A 16473-nucleotide genomic window follows, 5' to 3' on the forward strand; every position below is an offset into this window, starting at 1 on the left:
TGTTTTCATAGTTGTAGGTTTTAGTAATGTTTATAAATGTTAATTACTTTTTAATAATTTTCCCTTTGTACGAAGGATCGCTGTATTTATCACATCTCCTTCTGTATCAGTACAGTTGGAGTGAATGGTTTGGAAATTTTCTATGTCTGCCTGAGTTGAAAACTCAATGCCATCAGGCTGGCAGGCGTGCCCGCCAAATGCTGGCTGTGACTTTGGCAGGCGGGGTGGCGAAAATGCCATAGCTTGAATGGATATCGCCAATACGATTGATAAGGTTAGATTTTTCATGATAACAGTGTTTTAGGTTAAGCGACAAAACTAAGCCACGCGAATACTAACCGCTATCACTATTGTAACAATTGATATCAATCTGGTAACATGGAGGAAAAAGGCTACTATTTTGCGTATTCTAAAGGGGTTTCTCCAAAGTGTTCCTTGAAGCAGGCTGAGAAATAGGAAGGGCTGCTAAATCCTGTATCATAAGCAATTTCGGCAACAGTGGCACTTTTCGATTTAAGCAAAACAGCGGCTTTGTTCAGCCGGATTATTTTGATGAACTCCGTTGCGGATTGATCTGTGATTGCCTTTAATTTTCGATGCAGTTGCATTCTGCTCAGACCCATCTGACCGCTAAATGACGAAACGCCGAACTCACTATCCGACATTCCTTTTTCGGCCACTTCGTATGCTTTTATCAAAAATTGCTCATCCATGGAAGTAATTCCGCTATCTTTTAAGTCGGTCAGTTTTGGGGAAACTGAATAGGATAATTTCTTGCCAAAGACTTCGCGGAGCCTTTTTCTTTGTTTGATCAGGTTGTTAATCCTGACAAGCAATTCATCGGCATCAAAGGGCTTGGTGAGGAAATCGTCAGCCCCGGTCTCAAGCCCTTCCATTTTACTTTCTTTGGATACTTTTGCCGTTAAAAGTATAATCGGGATGTGACTTGTCCTTTCATCGGTTTTTAGTTGGAGGGTCATTTCGTTGCCATCTAATTCGGGCATCATCAGGTCGCTTACAATAAGGTCTGGAATACGTTCGATGGCTTTTTCTGCGCCTTCTTTTCCATTTGTAGCTTCCATAATATTATATGAACCAACAAGGTGGCTTTTAATGTACGACCGCATATCTTCATTGTCCTCTACAATCAAAAGCAATGGCAGGTTGCTGTTCTCAATCACTTCTGTTTTTATTTCCGTTTTGATTTCTACATCCTGTGAGAATAGATAATCATCGTTCAATAAATCATCATCCGTTTCCGAAATCTTCTTGCCGGCGTCTGAATTGGAGACCTTACGGAGATAGATTTCATCTTCTGTAAGATGGTCTTTGCCCAACGGAAAGAAAACAGTGAAAGTCGTTCCCACTCCGGCTTCACTATCCACTGTTATTGTTCCATGGTGTAATTCAACAAGTTCTTTGGTGAGGGCCAGTCCGATGCCGGTTCCGAGATAGGTTTTCATTTGTTGTTCATCCACCTGGTAAAAACGGTCGAAAACATGGGGCAGCTTTTCTTTTCGGATACCAATGCCAGTGTCGGAGAAGGTGATTTGAACCCCCCGAACCCCTTTTGGTAAATTGGGAGTGCCGTGGGTCTCCCCCCTCAAGGAGGGATTAAGGAGGGTAATGCTAACTTTAATCTTCCCCCCTTTTTCAGTAAATTTAAAAGCATTCGACAGCAGGTTATTGACTACCTTTTCAAATTTGATCGAATCAATGTAAACAATGTGCTCCTCCGCATCGCTTTCAAACTCAAGTTTGATACCTTTGTCCTCAGCCATTGAATGAAAAGATTGTAAAAACAAGCTGGTTAATTTTACAATATTTTCAGGGCGGGCTTTTAATTTCATCTTTCCCGATTCCAGCTTGGAAAGGCTCAACAACTGGTTGATCAGGGTTTGCAACCTTCGGGCATTTCGCCTTACCAGATTAATTTCCTGTTTTTGTTCTTCATTGTTTAGCGTACCAATGAACCTATCCAGGGGTCCCAGTATCAATGTTAGGGGTGTTCGGAATTCGTGGGAAATATTCGAGAAGAATTTATTTTTTTCTATATCCAGCTCTGCCAGGTTCTCAGCATTTTGGTGCTCCAGTTCCAATTCCTGTCGTAAGTATAGTTTTCTTAATTCGTTTCGACGAACCAGGTATAACAAGCCTGCGAATGCCAAAGCATAAATCAAATAGGCCCACCATGTTTTCCAAAATGGCGATAAAATCAGCAATTCCAGGCTGGCTCCTTCTTCATTCCAGTAGCCATCGTTGTTGCTGCCTTTTACCCTGAAAGTGTAATTCCCCGGACTAAGGTTTGTGTAATAGGCAGTCCGCCTGCCTCCAACATACTCCCAGTCTTCATCATAGCCTTCGAGCATATAGGCATATTGGTTCTTCCCCGAATTAATGTAATTGAGGGCAACGAAATCAAAGCTAAAATCATTTTCGTTGTATCGTAATTCAATATCCTCCAACTCGTAAAGTGGTTTATCAAAATACTTTGGTTCTCCCGCAACTGACAATGAAGTGATGTAAACCGGAGGTAAAATTTTGTTTTCTTTAATACTGTCCGGATGAAAAACGTTAAACCCATCCCTGCTGCCAAAACACAACCAGCCATCAGCATCTTTGTATGAACTTCTGTTTATGAATTCAAGACTGACCAATCCATCACCCATATCAAAGTTCCGGATAGAATAATCATGTGGATCAACCCTTGATAGACCCTGGTTTGATGATGCCCAGACAACTCCGCGGTCATCAATCTCAATGGCATTAATCGTATTGCTTGGTAGCCCATCATTTTTAGTAAGTTCGGTAAAGGTCATATTTTTTCGGTTCAATTTTAATATGCCTCCTTGAGAAGAGGAAAACCAAAGATTTGTAGAATCATCCTCTTCTATACCCCAAATTACGGATCGATCTGTACCACTTTTATCGAGAGCATCCGGTAAATAATGGACAAAGCTGGTATCCTTTCTGTTTAATCTTTCAAGATAATCCCCCCCAAACCAGAGTTCGCCATAAGAATCCTCAAAAATTACCCGGATATCATGATTCAAAATACTGGTGCTATCATTGTCATCAGGGTAAAAGCGTATAAATTTACCTGTTTCTCTATCCATTATGTTCAATCCATTTCTTGTTCCTATCCATAATGTGCCATGGCTATCTTCAACAACGCTCTCGATAATATTTTGGCTTATGGTTGCACTATCATCCAGATCATGTTGAAAACGTGTAAAACTGTTGGTGTTGTAATCATAGTGGTTCAAACCAGCCCAGGTCCCAAACCATAGGTTTTGATCGTGATCTTCATACATAGCACTTATCCTGTTTCCACTTATACTTTTAGGATCATCAGCATCATATCCGAAATGTTCAAGATTTTCATAAATTTTATGGTTATTCGTTTTTGACCTGTTCAATCCACCGCCATGCGCATCGCCAATCCAAAAGTTGCCTTTGCTATCTGAAAGGAACGTAGATATCCCTTTACCAGAAAGATTATTATTGACATTGGTCTTTTTTTGTATTTTCCTAAAAGCGTTCGAAAACTGGTTTATCCTGTTAACTCCACTGTTTGGCACAATTATCCACGTTTGGCCAGATCGGTCATCCAGTATTTGTTTTACATAACTATCACCTATACTGCTTAGGTTTTCCGGAGCGTTAAGGTAGTGATGCAAAACCTTTGTTGAGGGATTGTACCTGAAAAATCCATCAGTGCAGGGAAAGTTTAAATTACCGTTATTATCTTCATAAATATCGCTTAAAAAAATGTACCTGTCATGAAAATCAGATCGCTTTGGTACATGATAATTAGTAAATTGACGTGTTTTCTTGTTTAACAAAGAAAAGCCTTTTACGCCTGCGATCCAGATATTCCCGTTTGAGTCTTTAAATACTTTGTACAGGTAATTATTGATTATGGAATTTTTGTTGTTTTCATCATGCAGATATTGCCTGAACTTCCCTTTTTCTTTGTCAATGATTTCGAGTAAGCCTCCACCGAGAGTTGCAATCCAAATCGTTCCTTCATTATCTTCTACCATCGACCTAACCTCTTTACCTACAAAACTTTTGGGATTAGCCGGATCATTTTTAAAATGTGAAAATGTTGCGGATTTTTTGTTAAACCTATTGAGTGTAAAATCACCTCCAGTTTCACTTGAGCAAACCCAAACTACTCCGGACGCATCTATAAATATGTAATCAGTGGTGCTACCATAAATGCCTTTTGATGGATTCAAGGTATCTTTTGAGAAGGATCTGAACCGCTCTGTTTCTTTGTTAAATCGAAATAAACCTAAACCATAAACATCAATCCATAAATAATTACCATCTTGTAATATCATCTTAATGCTATTGTGATCACCTTTAAAACTCAGGGTATCCGGCAAGTAATTGATGAAAGTTTGGTTTGCCCGGTTGTATTTACTGATCCCCAAATATGTTCCAAACCACATGGTTCCGTTAGGTTCTTCTAAAATATCAAGAATCCAACTATTTAATAAAGATTCAGGGTTTTTAGGATCGGCAGTGAATACTTTGAATTCATAGCCGTCATACAGATTCAATCCATATTGTGTCCCAATCCAGAAAAACCCGTACTTATCCTGATGCATACAATAAACATATCCTGAGGTCAGGCCTTCTTCAGCGCCCATTTTTTCGAAACGGGTGGTTTTGTCGAGTTCGTAGGTGAATTGGGCATACGAGTAGGAAGTGCAAAATGAAATAGTCAGGAATGAGAAGATAAGAAATAATGATTTCACTGTTTCCCGGATATTTCTATTCCGGATACAGTTTTGCCTCGGCAAAGTCAACTGATTGATATGTTTGTGATGTGCTATCAAACTTTTCGTTTTACTCTTAAAAAAAACAATAAAACCCACTTACTTGTTTAAAAAAACCTTGAATCTGAAGCAAAGATTATTTTTCTAAAATTCATGTTGTTAAAGTATTACAGCTTTTTCAGCAGCTTCTAAATACTTCATGCTCACCACTCATTTCTTTCTTCTCACTTCTATTCTCTTCTTCAGAGGCAGGGATTGAAGCGGTAAAGCGGAAGGCCAGCCCTGACTCCCCAATCATCAAAATGATACGTGTAATTCTACTTTAACACATTAGATTTTTCTGCATTTTTACCCCGAACCCTAAAGGGAGAATGCAGAAAAATCAATCCACCTCCCTTTAGGGTTGGGGTTAAAGTGGATTGATTTTTCCATTTGAACTCAATCTGTTAAAGTAGCAGTAATTTGACAGTGAAAGTAATTTCCATAATCATTATCTTTGCACACCATTTTTGATAATTAGCAAGCAATCATGTCGCAGCAAGTTATAGCTCATTCTGTTGGTGATCTCGATCGGGTTGCCGGCCTTCTGCTGGCTGCACATCCGCAGGCGCGGGTATTTGCCTTTTATGGTGAGATGGGCGCCGGGAAAACTACTTTCATCCGAACGCTTTGTGGCCGGATGGGAATAACCGACAATGTTACCAGCCCTACCTTTGCCATCATCAACGAATATCATGGACGCAGCAATGGTGCTGTTTTTCACTTCGATTTTTATCGCATCAATAAATTGCAGGAAGCGCGTGACGTGGGTGCCGAAACTTATTTCGATAGTGGCGAATATTGCTTTATCGAATGGCCTGAGCAGGTCGAAGCATTGCTTCCGGACGAAACTGTGGAGGTGCGCATAGAGCGCGGAGAAGATGACCAGACAAGAGTTTTTACTTTTTAATAAAAAGATATGATAAACATGAGCACAAAAGAGCAGCTGATGCCACGTGAGGAGATGCTCGAGCTGGCCGGCAGGGGTCGACGTTTTAGCATTGGATTGCCGCGGGAGATGTCGTATCAGGAAAAGCGCATAGCGCTGGTGCCGGCGGCGGTGAAGATGCTCGTCGGGAATGGTCATCAGGTTTTTGTGCAACGCAACGCAGGCACGGCTGCCTGTTTTACCAATCAGGAATATTCCGAAGCAGGCGCGCAGATTGTCGATACTGCTGAAGAGGTGTTTCGCAGCGAAATTGTACTCAAGGTGGCGCCGCCTACAATGGATGAAATATCGATGATGCCCGGGCGCCAGTCGTTGCTCAGCGCATTGCACCTGGCTGGCTGCTCCAAAGAATACCTTCGGGCACTCATCAACAAGCGAACTACGGCTATAGCTTTCGAATATATCAAAGACAAATCCAAAGCTTCGCCAGTGGTGAAATCCATCAGCGAGATTGCTGGCACAGCTTCGATACACATTGCTGCCGAATATCTGAGCCACGAAAAATTTGGCGCAGGTCGTATGTTAGGTGGATTCACCGGCATTGCACCCTCGGAGGTGGTGATAATTGGCGCTGGCACCGTGGGCGAATATGCCTGCAAAATGGCGCTTGGTATGGGGGCGCTGGTAAAGGTTTTCGATAACTCCATCTACAAACTGCAACGGCTCAAAACCAATCTGCACCAGAATATTTTTACCTCTACCTTACAAGAAGCTGAATTGCTTCGTGCGCTAAAAACTGCCGATGTGCTTATTTGTGCCGTCTATGCGAAATCGCGTCGTGCGCCCGTCATTGTATCAGCGCCGATGGTAGAAAATATGAAACAAGGAGCTGTGATTGTGGATGTAAGCATCGATCAGGGAGGTTGCGTTGAGACGAGTCATGTTACTTCGCACAAAGACCCTGTTTTTAAGTACGCCGGCGTTACGCATTATTGTGTTCCCAATATCGCCTCGCGTTTTCCACAAACGGCTTCCATTGCGCTAAGCAATTATTTTGCTCCTGTGCTTACACGTGCCGGCGAACTTGGTGGTTTAGAAAAGCTACTGGTGCGCGATTATTTCTTTCGACAGGGAGCTTATCTTTTTAATGGAATCCTTACCAGCAAGGTTTTAGGCGAATATCTCGATCTTTCCTACCAGGACATCGACCTGCTGATGGCTGCGTTTCATTAACAAGTTATCGTCCTAATCTTTACAATTCATTCAAAATCCATTTACAGTTTTCCTCGACTGGAATTTCACAGTTTTACATTGTGTAAAACTCTGTGTTACTCAGTGTAATTATTTATTTTCAATCATCATTTGTAAATCCAACCATTTCCTTCCCCTAAACTGAAAACACTATTTTTGCCGCCTTTTAGCTTTTGTATGAATAATTTTTGGAACCAATTGCCACAACCCGCCTTTATGCTTGCGCCGATGGAAGACGTAACGGATACCTCTTTCCGTGAGGTGGTGATGCAGGTTTCCGACCCGCAGTTTTTTCAGGTTGTCTTTACTGAGTTTACCTCTACCGACGGACTTTGTCATCCTGTGGGCAGAGATAATGTGGTCAGCCGCTTGCGCGTAAACGAAAGCGAGCGCGCGGTGCTGCGCAGCAAAGGGATGAAAATAGTAGCCCAGATTTGGGGCGCTAATCCCGAAAAGTATTTTGAGGCCACCCAATTTATTACCGAAAATTTCGATTTCGATGGGTTGGATATTAATATGGGATGTCCTGTAAAGAAGATCATAAAACAGGGCGCTTGTTCGGCTTTGATTGGCAAACCGCAGCTTGCCGCCGAAATCATCCAGGCCACCAAAGAGGCGACCCATCTGCCGGTGAGCGTAAAAACACGGACGGGCATTAAACGGCACGACACCGAACAATGGATTGCGCATCTGCTCGACCAGAATCCGGCGGCCATTATTCTACACGCCCGCATGCAGAAGGATCAGTCGGAGGTACCTGCCGACTGGGACGAACTTCGAAAGGCTGTGGCAGTGCGCGATGCCACCGGAAAAAATATCCCGATCTACGGAAATGGCGACGTGAACTCAGTGGAGGATGCCATCGAAAAATGCAATCGGACCGGAGCTCAGGGCGTGATGGTGGGCCGTGGTATCTTTCACAATCCTTGGATGTTTAACCATCCGCAGCCGGAAATTACCACTGCCGACAGGCTGGAACTTCTGTGGCGGCACGTAAAGTTATTCGATAGTACGTGGGGGCGGGATAAGAATTTTTCTGTTTTGAAGCGTTTTTTCAAAATCTACACCAGCAACTTCTCCGGCGCAGCGCATTTGCGGGCAGCACTCATGGAGACCAATAATCCTGAGCAGGTGCGTGAAATCCTTGATGAGTTTTTGCGTCAAGCGGAAATAATTGATGTTCGTTGATCTCCAAAACACAAATTTTAAAAGAAAAATAAAAACCAAAAAACATTTTTCATGTCCAGTGGCCCGCAAACGTATTTATTTTGATATCGATGAAATTCGGAATATTCTCAGTGCCTTTAGGCACAAAATACGGGTAGAAAAAATCATGATAACAAAATGCCGTCCCGTTCGGGACGGAATATCTGGTTGTAGCGTCATTTCTACCCACATCGCATCCCTACGGAATGTTTGTTTAGAAGCATTTGGGAGTAAACATTTTCTTCATCTAATTAATTAAAAAAAACATTCAATAAACCATATTCCTATGCCAAATGATCTTCCAAAAGTAATCCTCAAAAGTGGCCGCGATCGTGCCCTGCGTCGTTATCATCTGTGGGTGTTTTCGGGCGCCATTCAATCTATCAGCGGCAAGCCTGACGAAGGCGAAATGGTAGAAATTTTTTCGGCTTCGGGCGATTATCTCGCTACCGGTCACATTCAGAGCGGTTCGATCATGGTGCGGATTGTTTCTTTTGAGCGCACTGATGGGGGCGAAGATTTCTGGCGACATAAAATTGAGCAGGCGCTGGCGGTGCGCAAAACACTGGGGTTTGTCGATAATCCGAAAACAAATGTTTTTAGATTGATACACGGCGAAGGCGACGGCATGCCCGGACTTATCGTCGATTATTACAACGGTGTGGTGGTGTTGCAGGCACACGATACAGGCATGTGGCGCCGCCGGCAAATATTTGCCAATATTTTGGGAAGCCTCTCCAGATTGAAGGTGCATGCGGTTTATGATAAAAGTGAAAATACATTGAACACTGCCAGCGAACAGGATGGGTTTTTGTTTGGAAATGCCGATGCCGTTGAAGTTGTAGAAAATGGTCATCGGTTTATTATTGATTTCCGCGAAGGGCAAAAAACCGGCTTTTTTATCGATCAGCGTGAAAACCGACGGCTGCTCGGAAATTATGCTCAGGGCAAAAAAGTTGCAAATGTCTTTGGATACACCGGAGGGTTTTCAGTGTATGCGGCTGCCGCCGGAGCTACGCAGGTTGACACGGTGGACGCATCGGCGAAAGCCATCGAGCTGGCCAGGCAAAATATGATGCTAAATGGTTTCGACAACGAAGCGCATCAATATTTCACGATGGATGCTTTTGCTTTTTTTCAGCAACAGCAAAATAAATATGATGTGATTGTGCTCGACCCGCCGGCTTTTGCCAAGCATCGTGCTGCTTTGCCCAATGCGCTGAAGGCTTATCGTCGCATCAATGAGGCGGCCATTGCTGCCATCGCACCCGGCGGATTGCTGTTTACGTTTTCGTGTTCGCAGGTAGTCACGCCCGAAGATTTCCGTACGGCGGTTTTTACGGCAGCACTGGCCAACGGACGTCCGTGCCGTATCTTGCACCGCATGACGCAGCCGGCCGATCATCCGATAAATATGTACCATCCCGAGGGCGAATATCTCAAAGGATTGGTGTTGCAGTTTGAATAATGATTTCCGGGTTTCCGGAATTCTCAAGTTCTTTTATAAAAGATGATTTGCTTCGAGCATCTCCCGATCGGCATCCGTCCAGTCCATATCCTTTAGGTTTTCCATTTCGACCCATTTCATCTGGTCGTGTTCGCTAAGGCGAAGCACGCCGCCAATTATTTTGCACACCACGGGAATCAGGTGAACGGACTTATCGGGATAGTGCCATGTAATCGGCTGGAGCTCCTCGATAGGCTTTATCTCCAGATTAAGCTCTTCGTGAATTTCACGGATGACACATTGATTGGGACTCTCTCTCGGTTCTATTTTGCCGCCCGGAAATTCCCACTTGCCCGGATGTTGCATTCGCTGCGATCGGCGCACCGCCAGATAACAATCGTTTCTGCGAATCAGTGCACAAGCTACATCGATGACTTTTGTTTTGCTATTCATGAATCTTATTTTTTACCCGATTACAATACCTCCAAAGTTTTGGCTTATTGAGATTTAGCTATTGGAATTTATTTTATTGTGATTTGGAATTTATTCTATCATTCCATCGAAACATCTTTTAAAACTTTGCGATAAGCATTAAAAATATTGGCGCGTGAAACAAAGCCCGCATACTTTCCCTGATCGATCACCGGCAAATTGTAATAACCCGTCTTACGAAATTTCTCCATCACGCTGTCCATCGGTTCGTTCATCGTCACATGCTCTTTGGCCTGCATGATATAGTTAGTGATAGGCTCGGAATATTTTTCGGGTTTAAACATATCCACCCGCACGTCGTCCAGGTCGATTAGGCCAACATAGGTTCTGTCGTCGGCCATCACCGGGAAGATGTTTCTTTTGGAGCGTGAGATCAGTTTGGTCAGGTCGCCCAGCGTGCTATTAGGAGAGATGGTGAGCAGGTCGGTATCGATAACGCGTTTTACATTGAGTAGGGTAAGCACCGTTTTATCTTTGTTGTGGGTGAGCAGATCGCCGCTTTCGGCCAGTTGTTTTGTAAAAATCGAATGTGGGCTAAAGATTTTTATGGTAGTAAAAGAGATGGCGGTAGTAACCATCAGCGGAACGATGAGCACATAGCCATTGGTCATTTCGGTAATCAGGAATATTGCTGTTAGCGGCGCCTGCATTACAGCGCCCAAAACCCCTGCCATACCCACAAGCGTAAAGTTGCCTTCGTGGAGCGGATTAACAAATCCAATTTCGTTGAACAGCCGGGAAACGGTGAAACCGGTAAGTCCGCCCATAAAGGCTGCCGGGGCAAAGATTCCACCGATGCCGCCTGCTTCGGTAGTGAGCGCCGTAGCGATAATTTTGGTTACGATAAGAATGATCATAAACAGGATCAAAACCCACCATACGTCGCGGTATTCGTAAAGTGAAGTATTGTTGAGTATTTGATCGCTCTGTCCGGTCATGATAAGCCTGACAGATTCGTAACCCTCCCCATAGAGCGGTGGCAGCAGGAAAATCAGAACTCCCAAAGCCAGCCCGCCGATTAGAAGTCGGTGTTTGATACGTTTCGTAAAAAGCTGGCGTATCAGATCATGCATCTTATTGAAGTAAAGCGAAACCAGCCCGCAGACAACCCCCAGCACTATATAATAATGCAGGTCGAATACTTCGAAAGGTTGCGTTACCGCAAAATGAATCAGAATGTCTTCAGCAAGCAGGAGTTTTGTAGTGATGGCGCCGGTGGCTGAAGCAATGAGCAGTGGTATGATGCTGGAGGTGGTAAGGTCGAGCATGAGTACTTCCAGACTAAAAATTACAGCAGCTACCGGAGTTGTAAATATGGATGCCATAGCGCCTGCTGCACCACAGCCAATGAGCAGCGTGGTGTTTTTGTAGTTCATGCGGAGCGTTTGCCCTACGCCTGAACCAATGGAGGCGCCGGCAGAAATGATAGGAGATTCCAACCCGATACTACCCCCGAAACCTGCCGTAAATGAACTTCCCAGCATTGCCGAGAAATATTTATGACGCCGCATTTTTCCGTCAAATCGCGAGATAACATGAAGGATGCGTGGTATGCCATGTTCGGTGTAATCGCGGATGACATATTTTACCAGCACCACAGTTATGACGATGCCTATGCCGGGATATAAAATATACCATAGGTTTTGAGCCGAGACGTCGAAAAATCCTGTTAGTACATTTTTGATGTAATAAACAAAGCTCTTGAGCAGAAAGCTCGAAAGGCCGGCACCCAGGCCGATGATGATGCTCAGGAAAATTACAAAATAGTTGTCGGGAATGTTTTTTACACGCCACACAAAAAACCGCCCGATGTATTTTTTTAAGTTCACGCTGTGAAAATAGTAATTTCCCCAAAGATAGAGTTAGAAACCGGGCTTTCGGGACGAAGAAGTTGTCGGGTCATCAAATTGCCAGGTTGTCGGAAGCCATTGGGTTCGCAGCCCCGAAGGAGATGCAACCCTATCGGGCTAAATCTTTTTTTTTACATCGCACAAGAAAAATTACGAACCTTCATCAGGGGTGCCTTCCTCTCCCGGGTTTGTGGCAACGACTGTCCGACATAAACCATCCTGCAATATTTTCATTTTTTTCTTTCTTTGAGTCTCTTTTGATCGGCAGCAATTCTGTTGAGAAGGGCATTTAGGTTTTTTCGGTTGTCATAAAATTTTTGTTGCAGATCGGTAGGAGGGTTCAGGGTGTCGAACATCGCACTTACCGCCTGTGCATTTTGTTCTATTCTGCTGAGCCATTTTTCCATGCGTTTAATGTCGTCAGGATCATCGCCACGTTGGGTGTTCGCGAATTTGACATATTTATTATAATCTTCGATCACATCGTTAAGTTTGTAAACCGCCCGGTTGTGCAACAAAACCTGTTGGTTGGCAAGGTGCACTTTATGCTGATGGCGGAGAATTGCGTAATGATCCTGCACCATCTCGCTGGCAAATCCTTGTTTTTCCATTCGAGCCATCGTTTCAGAACGCTGTTGCTCTTCCGAAAGCATTAGGTAACGCTCTACTTCCGAAAGATAATCCAGATAAATACCATCAGCTGGTGGTGCTCCTGACGCAAAGTCGTTGTGGCTCCACGGGCAGCTCAGCATCTGCATCAATGGGTCGAATGGCATGTGTGTTTTGATCATTTGCGACGGCGAAATTTTAAAATATTTCTCCGAAAACTCGTGCTGGTAAAGTTTGGTGCCCCTGTCTAAATAACCCGATCCCCAGGTAGGATCGAAAAAGAACCATGCACCATCAATTTTGAGCACATTCCAGGCATGGGGAGTTTTGTAGATTTCTGCATCAGGCTTCACATAGCCCGTTACAACCAGCGAAGCAATGCCTGCCTCGCGGGATAAAGCATCGAAAAGCTGCGCATAGTGGCTGCACACGCCCTTGCGTTTGGTTAGCGCCTCTGCGGTCACCTCTTCCATCGAGGCATAGGCGGTCACGTTTTCTACGCCAGGCAGGTCGTAGGTAAGATTGTGCGCCACCCAGTTATATATAGCGTAGGCTTTTGCTTCGTCGCTGGCAAGTCCGCTGGTAAGCGCTGCCGAAAGCGTTCCAGTCGAATGTGTGGCCTCGTCAGGAATCTGTTGCACACGCTGTGAAATTTCCGATTTTGAATAGGTTCCCTTCTGTGCATGCAACACACCGGCTGAGCCAATTACAAATATTAGTACAACAACAAGTTTTGGGATGGTAATTCTCATGGCAGAGCTAACGCATCGGTTCGCGTTTGCGTATCTGCCAAAACAAGGTATCGAAGCAAAATACCGGGGCAAACTTCCCTCTCTTCTTCTATTATTTCTTTGTTGGTGTTGTTGGCTTTCTGAAAAAAATCTATTTTTGAAAATTCATTCATAAAAAGATAGGGAGTATTACTATGCTGAACAAAAAAATCCTTGTAATCTATCCGCAGGTTTGCGATACAAAGATTGCTGTTTATCAAAATAATGGCTGGGAATTTTTTAAGACAATCAAGTTTGATGCGCTTTACGGAGCCGAAGGACGGATGGTATTGGATCAGGAAGTGCCGCGCACCGAGCAAGTGTTGCGGGAGCTTAAAGACAACGATATCGAACTCATCGATATAGAAGTGGTAATTGGGCGCGGCGGATTGGTAAAACCGGTGGCATCGGGAGTCTTTGAGATCAACGAGAAGCTGAAGGAAGACCTAAGACAGGGAGCCAGAATGCACGAAACCAACCTTGGTGGTCTGATTGCCGAGCGCATTGCTTCTATGATTCCGGAGGCAAAAGCCTATTTGGCCGATCCGGTGGTAGTAGACGAAATGGATGAAATTGCCCGTGTGAGTGGCCATCCTTTGTTTGAGCGTAAATCAATTTTCCATGCGCTCAACCACAAATTTGCCGGTCGTAATTATGCCAAATCCATCAACAAACAATACGACGAGCTAAATCTGATCATAGCACACGTGGGCGAAGGCGGCATTTCGGTGGGCGCTCACCGCAAGGGCAAAGTGGTGGATGTAAATCAGGCCTACGATGGCGAAGGGCCATTTTCGTGCACTCGCTCCGGAACCATTCCTTACGGCGATCTTATCGAAATTTGTTACAGCGGAAAATACGATAAAGCTGAGCTGCACAAAATGCTTGTCAATCAGGGAGGTCTGGTGGCGCATTTGGGTACCAGCAGCATGACAGTGATCGAAACACGCATGAAAGACGGCGATGATAAAGCAAAATTTATCGTCGAAGCCATGGCTTATCAGTTGGCCAAAGAGATCGGCGCCATGTACATCGCCATCGAAGGACAACTCGATGCCATTATCCTTTCGGGAAATATGTTCCAGTCCAAGTTTTTCACCGATCAGGTTAAGCATCGCATTCTGAAGCTGGGTCATGTGGTAATATCACCTTTCGTCACCGACATGGATGCCCTGGCCGACAACGCCATGATGATAATAAAAGAAGAAGCCAGAATATTAGAGTATGAGTAGGGAGAAGTCACCGGAAGGGTATTTTTAATTTATTATTTTAGTCATTTCTTATTTCTGATTTTCAGGTTTTGAAAAGTTAATTGGAGAAAACGTAATCAAATAGTTCTATAAAAATTTCAATAATAAAATGGATAATTCGCACTGGCTGGAAGATGCCGAGAGAGAAGAGCAGCAGAAACGTATGCGCCCCTTGCGCGAAGGAGCACGCATACAGGATAAAATTCACCTTGTAAAGGAAAATTATGAAGCCAATCATGCGCTTTACGATGAGTTTTTGCAATACATGACCGATTTGTGTGAACGTGCCAACCAACTGCCCATGGAGAAAAAACAACCATGGTTGAACATCGAGTACGTAGAAAAGGAATCAAAATACGAGAATCATCTTTACGCTTTTTCTACCAGCGAGCGCATTTCTAAAAATGTCATCACCAAGGCGTTTCCTTTTGTAAAAACCCAACATTACAAGCACGTACATAATCTTTATGTGTCGGTTTCAAAAAAAATGGGACTGGCAGAAGTGGAAGTGTGGGACGACTATTTGGCCAAGACGCGGCTTAACCTGGATGACGGGAAAGAACCTGAGACTTTGATAGATGATGGCCTGCCTCGTCTGCGTGTGCTTTTCGAATATCCCATGGAGCAGCTCGACAAACAGGTGGCTTATAAAATCCTCGACTGGCTTGCCTTCAAATCTGATGCGAAAAGTCTACCCTTCAATGAGGAACATTTTAAATACAACAAACGCGGGAGAAAGTAGAATAACGAAAAAGAGTTATCGGGTTTTCAGGTTATCAAATTGGCAAAATTGAATGGCGAACAATTACCGGAAATTCACTCAATCGGAGAAAAATTTTGAATAAATTCGGATGTTGAGATTTATTTACGCCCCGACATGATTTTGGGAATACGTCCGTTGCGGATAGATTCCGACCTGAGTTTGCGCCCGACAATTTTCTCCACCATCTTACCAATCTCCAAAATCCTGTCGATATCCAGATCAGTGTCGATGCCCATCTCGTCCATCATCACCACCATATCTTCCGTCGACACCAGCCCCACATCCGTCGGATCTTTGTAATAATAAGCTCCTGTTCCGGAAACCGGTACGCCACTCACGAAGTTGGCCGGCTGTCCGCCCAATCCGCCCATGGTCGATTCAAAATTTGTCATTCCGGCCTGCAATGCCGCCAGCACATTGGCCAGCCCCCAGCCACGGGTAGTATGAAAATGGGCGATTTGCTTGTGCGGGTTGTCCACACTGTCGAGCAGGCGCGAGAAATATTCGTACACGCGGTCGGGCGAAGCAGAGCCGTCGTGGTCGGCGTGTTCTACGTCGCTAACGCCAATATCGAACCAGCGTTTGGTAAACTCGATGGCGCGTTTCATCTCGGTGGGCCCTTCGATGGGGCAGCCCCAGATGGTGCTCACCGTACCGTTGACTTTAAGACCCGCGTCGCGCGCTTTCTTAACCCACTTCTCACTCATCTTCCAGTATTCGTCGAGGCTCAGGCCGGAGTTTTTCTGTTGGTGCGATTCGCTTGTCGATACCATCAGCAGGATGCGGTCGGGACCCCAGCCTTCTTTCCGTGTATCGATGGCGCGTTGCACGGCGCGTTCGCGGATGGTGATAGCCGTCAGCATCACTTGGTCGAGCAGATGCGCAATGCGTTTGCTGTTGCGAATCTTTTTAAAAAGCTCGTCGGCATCGGCAAACTGCGGCATCCCTTTAGGATTCCCAAAGTTGGATACTTCTATATGTTTGAAACCTGCCAGCAACAATTCTTCGGCAAGCCATAGTTTTGCTTCGGTAGGAATAAAGATTTCTTCGTGCTGAAATCCGTCGCGCACGGTGATGTCGCCGATGACTACTTTTTTGGGATATTTCATATAATATC

General features: G+C 44.5%; 12 protein-coding genes. 6 read left to right on the forward strand and 6 right to left on the reverse strand.

Translation table 11 applies throughout. The features are described 5' to 3' along the window. Window positions 1–39 precede the first annotated feature (39 nt). On the reverse strand, window positions 40–288 hold the full coding sequence (locus tag VFC92_02590) for a hypothetical protein (GenBank protein ID HZK07065.1): 249 nt from the start codon (window positions 286–288) through the stop codon (window positions 40–42). A gap of 107 nt (window positions 289–395) precedes the next feature. Beyond that, complete coding sequence (locus VFC92_02595) at window positions 396–4850, reverse strand: two-component regulator propeller domain-containing protein (protein ID HZK07066.1); 4455 nt, start codon at window positions 4848–4850, stop codon at window positions 396–398. A 469-nt stretch (window positions 4851–5319) separates the two neighbouring features. Between VFC92_02595 and tsaE the strand changes: the two genes are divergently transcribed. The 4 genes from tsaE to VFC92_02615 all read left to right on the forward strand — a co-directional run bounded on the left by tsaE (window position 5320) and on the right by VFC92_02615 (window position 9643). Next, entirely contained in the window at window positions 5320–5739 is a 420-nt protein-coding gene (tsaE, locus tag VFC92_02600; protein ID HZK07067.1) for a tRNA (adenosine(37)-N6)-threonylcarbamoyltransferase complex ATPase subunit type 1 TsaE, read from the forward strand. An 18-nt stretch (window positions 5740–5757) separates the two neighbouring features. Beyond that, a complete protein-coding gene (locus VFC92_02605; GenBank protein ID HZK07068.1) occupies window positions 5758–6951 on the forward strand; it encodes an alanine dehydrogenase in 1194 nt (397 codons plus the stop codon). A gap of 195 nt (window positions 6952–7146) precedes the next feature. Continuing rightward, on the forward strand, window positions 7147–8157 hold the full coding sequence (locus VFC92_02610; protein ID HZK07069.1) for a tRNA-dihydrouridine synthase: 1011 nt from the start codon (window positions 7147–7149) through the stop codon (window positions 8155–8157). A gap of 304 nt (window positions 8158–8461) precedes the next feature. After that, window positions 8462–9643, forward strand: a complete 1182-nt coding sequence (locus tag VFC92_02615) for a class I SAM-dependent rRNA methyltransferase (GenBank protein HZK07070.1) — start codon at window positions 8462–8464, stop codon at window positions 9641–9643. 33 nt (window positions 9644–9676) lie between these two features. Here VFC92_02615 and VFC92_02620 read toward each other — a convergent pair whose 3' ends face one another. From VFC92_02620 to VFC92_02630, 3 genes are all read right to left on the reverse strand, one after another. Further along, window positions 9677–10075 carry a (deoxy)nucleoside triphosphate pyrophosphohydrolase gene (locus VFC92_02620; protein ID HZK07071.1) on the reverse strand — a complete coding sequence of 133 codons (399 nt, stop codon included), beginning with the start codon at window positions 10073–10075 and terminating at the stop codon, window positions 9677–9679. A gap of 98 nt (window positions 10076–10173) precedes the next feature. Continuing rightward, on the reverse strand, window positions 10174–11943 hold the full coding sequence (locus tag VFC92_02625) for a chloride channel protein (GenBank protein HZK07072.1): 1770 nt from the start codon (window positions 11941–11943) through the stop codon (window positions 10174–10176). Window positions 11944–12194: 251 nt separating this feature from the next. Beyond that, window positions 12195–13325 (reverse strand): transglutaminase-like domain-containing protein, encoded by a 1131-nt coding sequence (locus VFC92_02630; GenBank protein HZK07073.1) that lies wholly within the window; start codon window positions 13323–13325, stop codon window positions 12195–12197. A 173-nt stretch (window positions 13326–13498) separates the two neighbouring features. Here VFC92_02630 and buk point away from each other — a divergent pair, with 173 nt between their 5' ends. Both buk and VFC92_02640 read left to right on the forward strand, forming a co-directional pair. After that, complete coding sequence (buk, locus tag VFC92_02635; GenBank protein HZK07074.1) at window positions 13499–14575, forward strand: butyrate kinase; 1077 nt, start codon at window positions 13499–13501, stop codon at window positions 14573–14575. A 127-nt stretch (window positions 14576–14702) separates the two neighbouring features. Continuing rightward, window positions 14703–15335, forward strand: coding sequence for a hypothetical protein (locus VFC92_02640; GenBank protein ID HZK07075.1), 633 nt, complete (start codon window positions 14703–14705; stop codon window positions 15333–15335). A gap of 119 nt (window positions 15336–15454) precedes the next feature. Here the strand turns inward: VFC92_02640 and VFC92_02645 are convergent, their stop codons facing one another. Further along, window positions 15455–16465 carry a hypothetical protein gene (locus tag VFC92_02645; protein HZK07076.1) on the reverse strand — a complete coding sequence of 337 codons (1011 nt, stop codon included), beginning with the start codon at window positions 16463–16465 and terminating at the stop codon, window positions 15455–15457. Window positions 16466–16473 lie beyond the last annotated feature (8 nt).

The sequence above is a fragment of the Bacteroidales bacterium genome (genome assembly GCA_035647615.1).
Classification (GTDB): domain Bacteria; phylum Bacteroidota; class Bacteroidia; order Bacteroidales; family 4484-276; genus SABY01.

Coding starts and splice junctions, on each gene's coding strand:
- VFC92_02615 (HZK07070.1), top strand. CDS start 8,462: ATGCCAAATGATCTTCCAAAAGTAATCCTCAAAAGTGGCCGCGATCGT.
- VFC92_02640 (HZK07075.1), top strand. CDS start 14,703: ATGGATAATTCGCACTGGCTGGAAGATGCCGAGAGAGAAGAGCAGCAG.
- buk (HZK07074.1), top strand. CDS start 13,499: ATGCTGAACAAAAAAATCCTTGTAATCTATCCGCAGGTTTGCGATACA.
- VFC92_02610 (HZK07069.1), top strand. CDS start 7,147: ATGAATAATTTTTGGAACCAATTGCCACAACCCGCCTTTATGCTTGCG.
- VFC92_02630 (HZK07073.1), bottom strand. CDS start 13,325: ATGAGAATTACCATCCCAAAACTTGTTGTTGTACTAATATTTGTAATT.
- VFC92_02645 (HZK07076.1), bottom strand. CDS start 16,465: ATGAAATATCCCAAAAAAGTAGTCATCGGCGACATCACCGTGCGCGAC.
- VFC92_02620 (HZK07071.1), bottom strand. CDS start 10,075: ATGAATAGCAAAACAAAAGTCATCGATGTAGCTTGTGCACTGATTCGC.
- tsaE (HZK07067.1), top strand. CDS start 5,320: ATGTCGCAGCAAGTTATAGCTCATTCTGTTGGTGATCTCGATCGGGTT.
- VFC92_02590 (HZK07065.1), bottom strand. CDS start 288: ATGAAAAATCTAACCTTATCAATCGTATTGGCGATATCCATTCAAGCT.
- VFC92_02605 (HZK07068.1), top strand. CDS start 5,758: ATGAGCACAAAAGAGCAGCTGATGCCACGTGAGGAGATGCTCGAGCTG.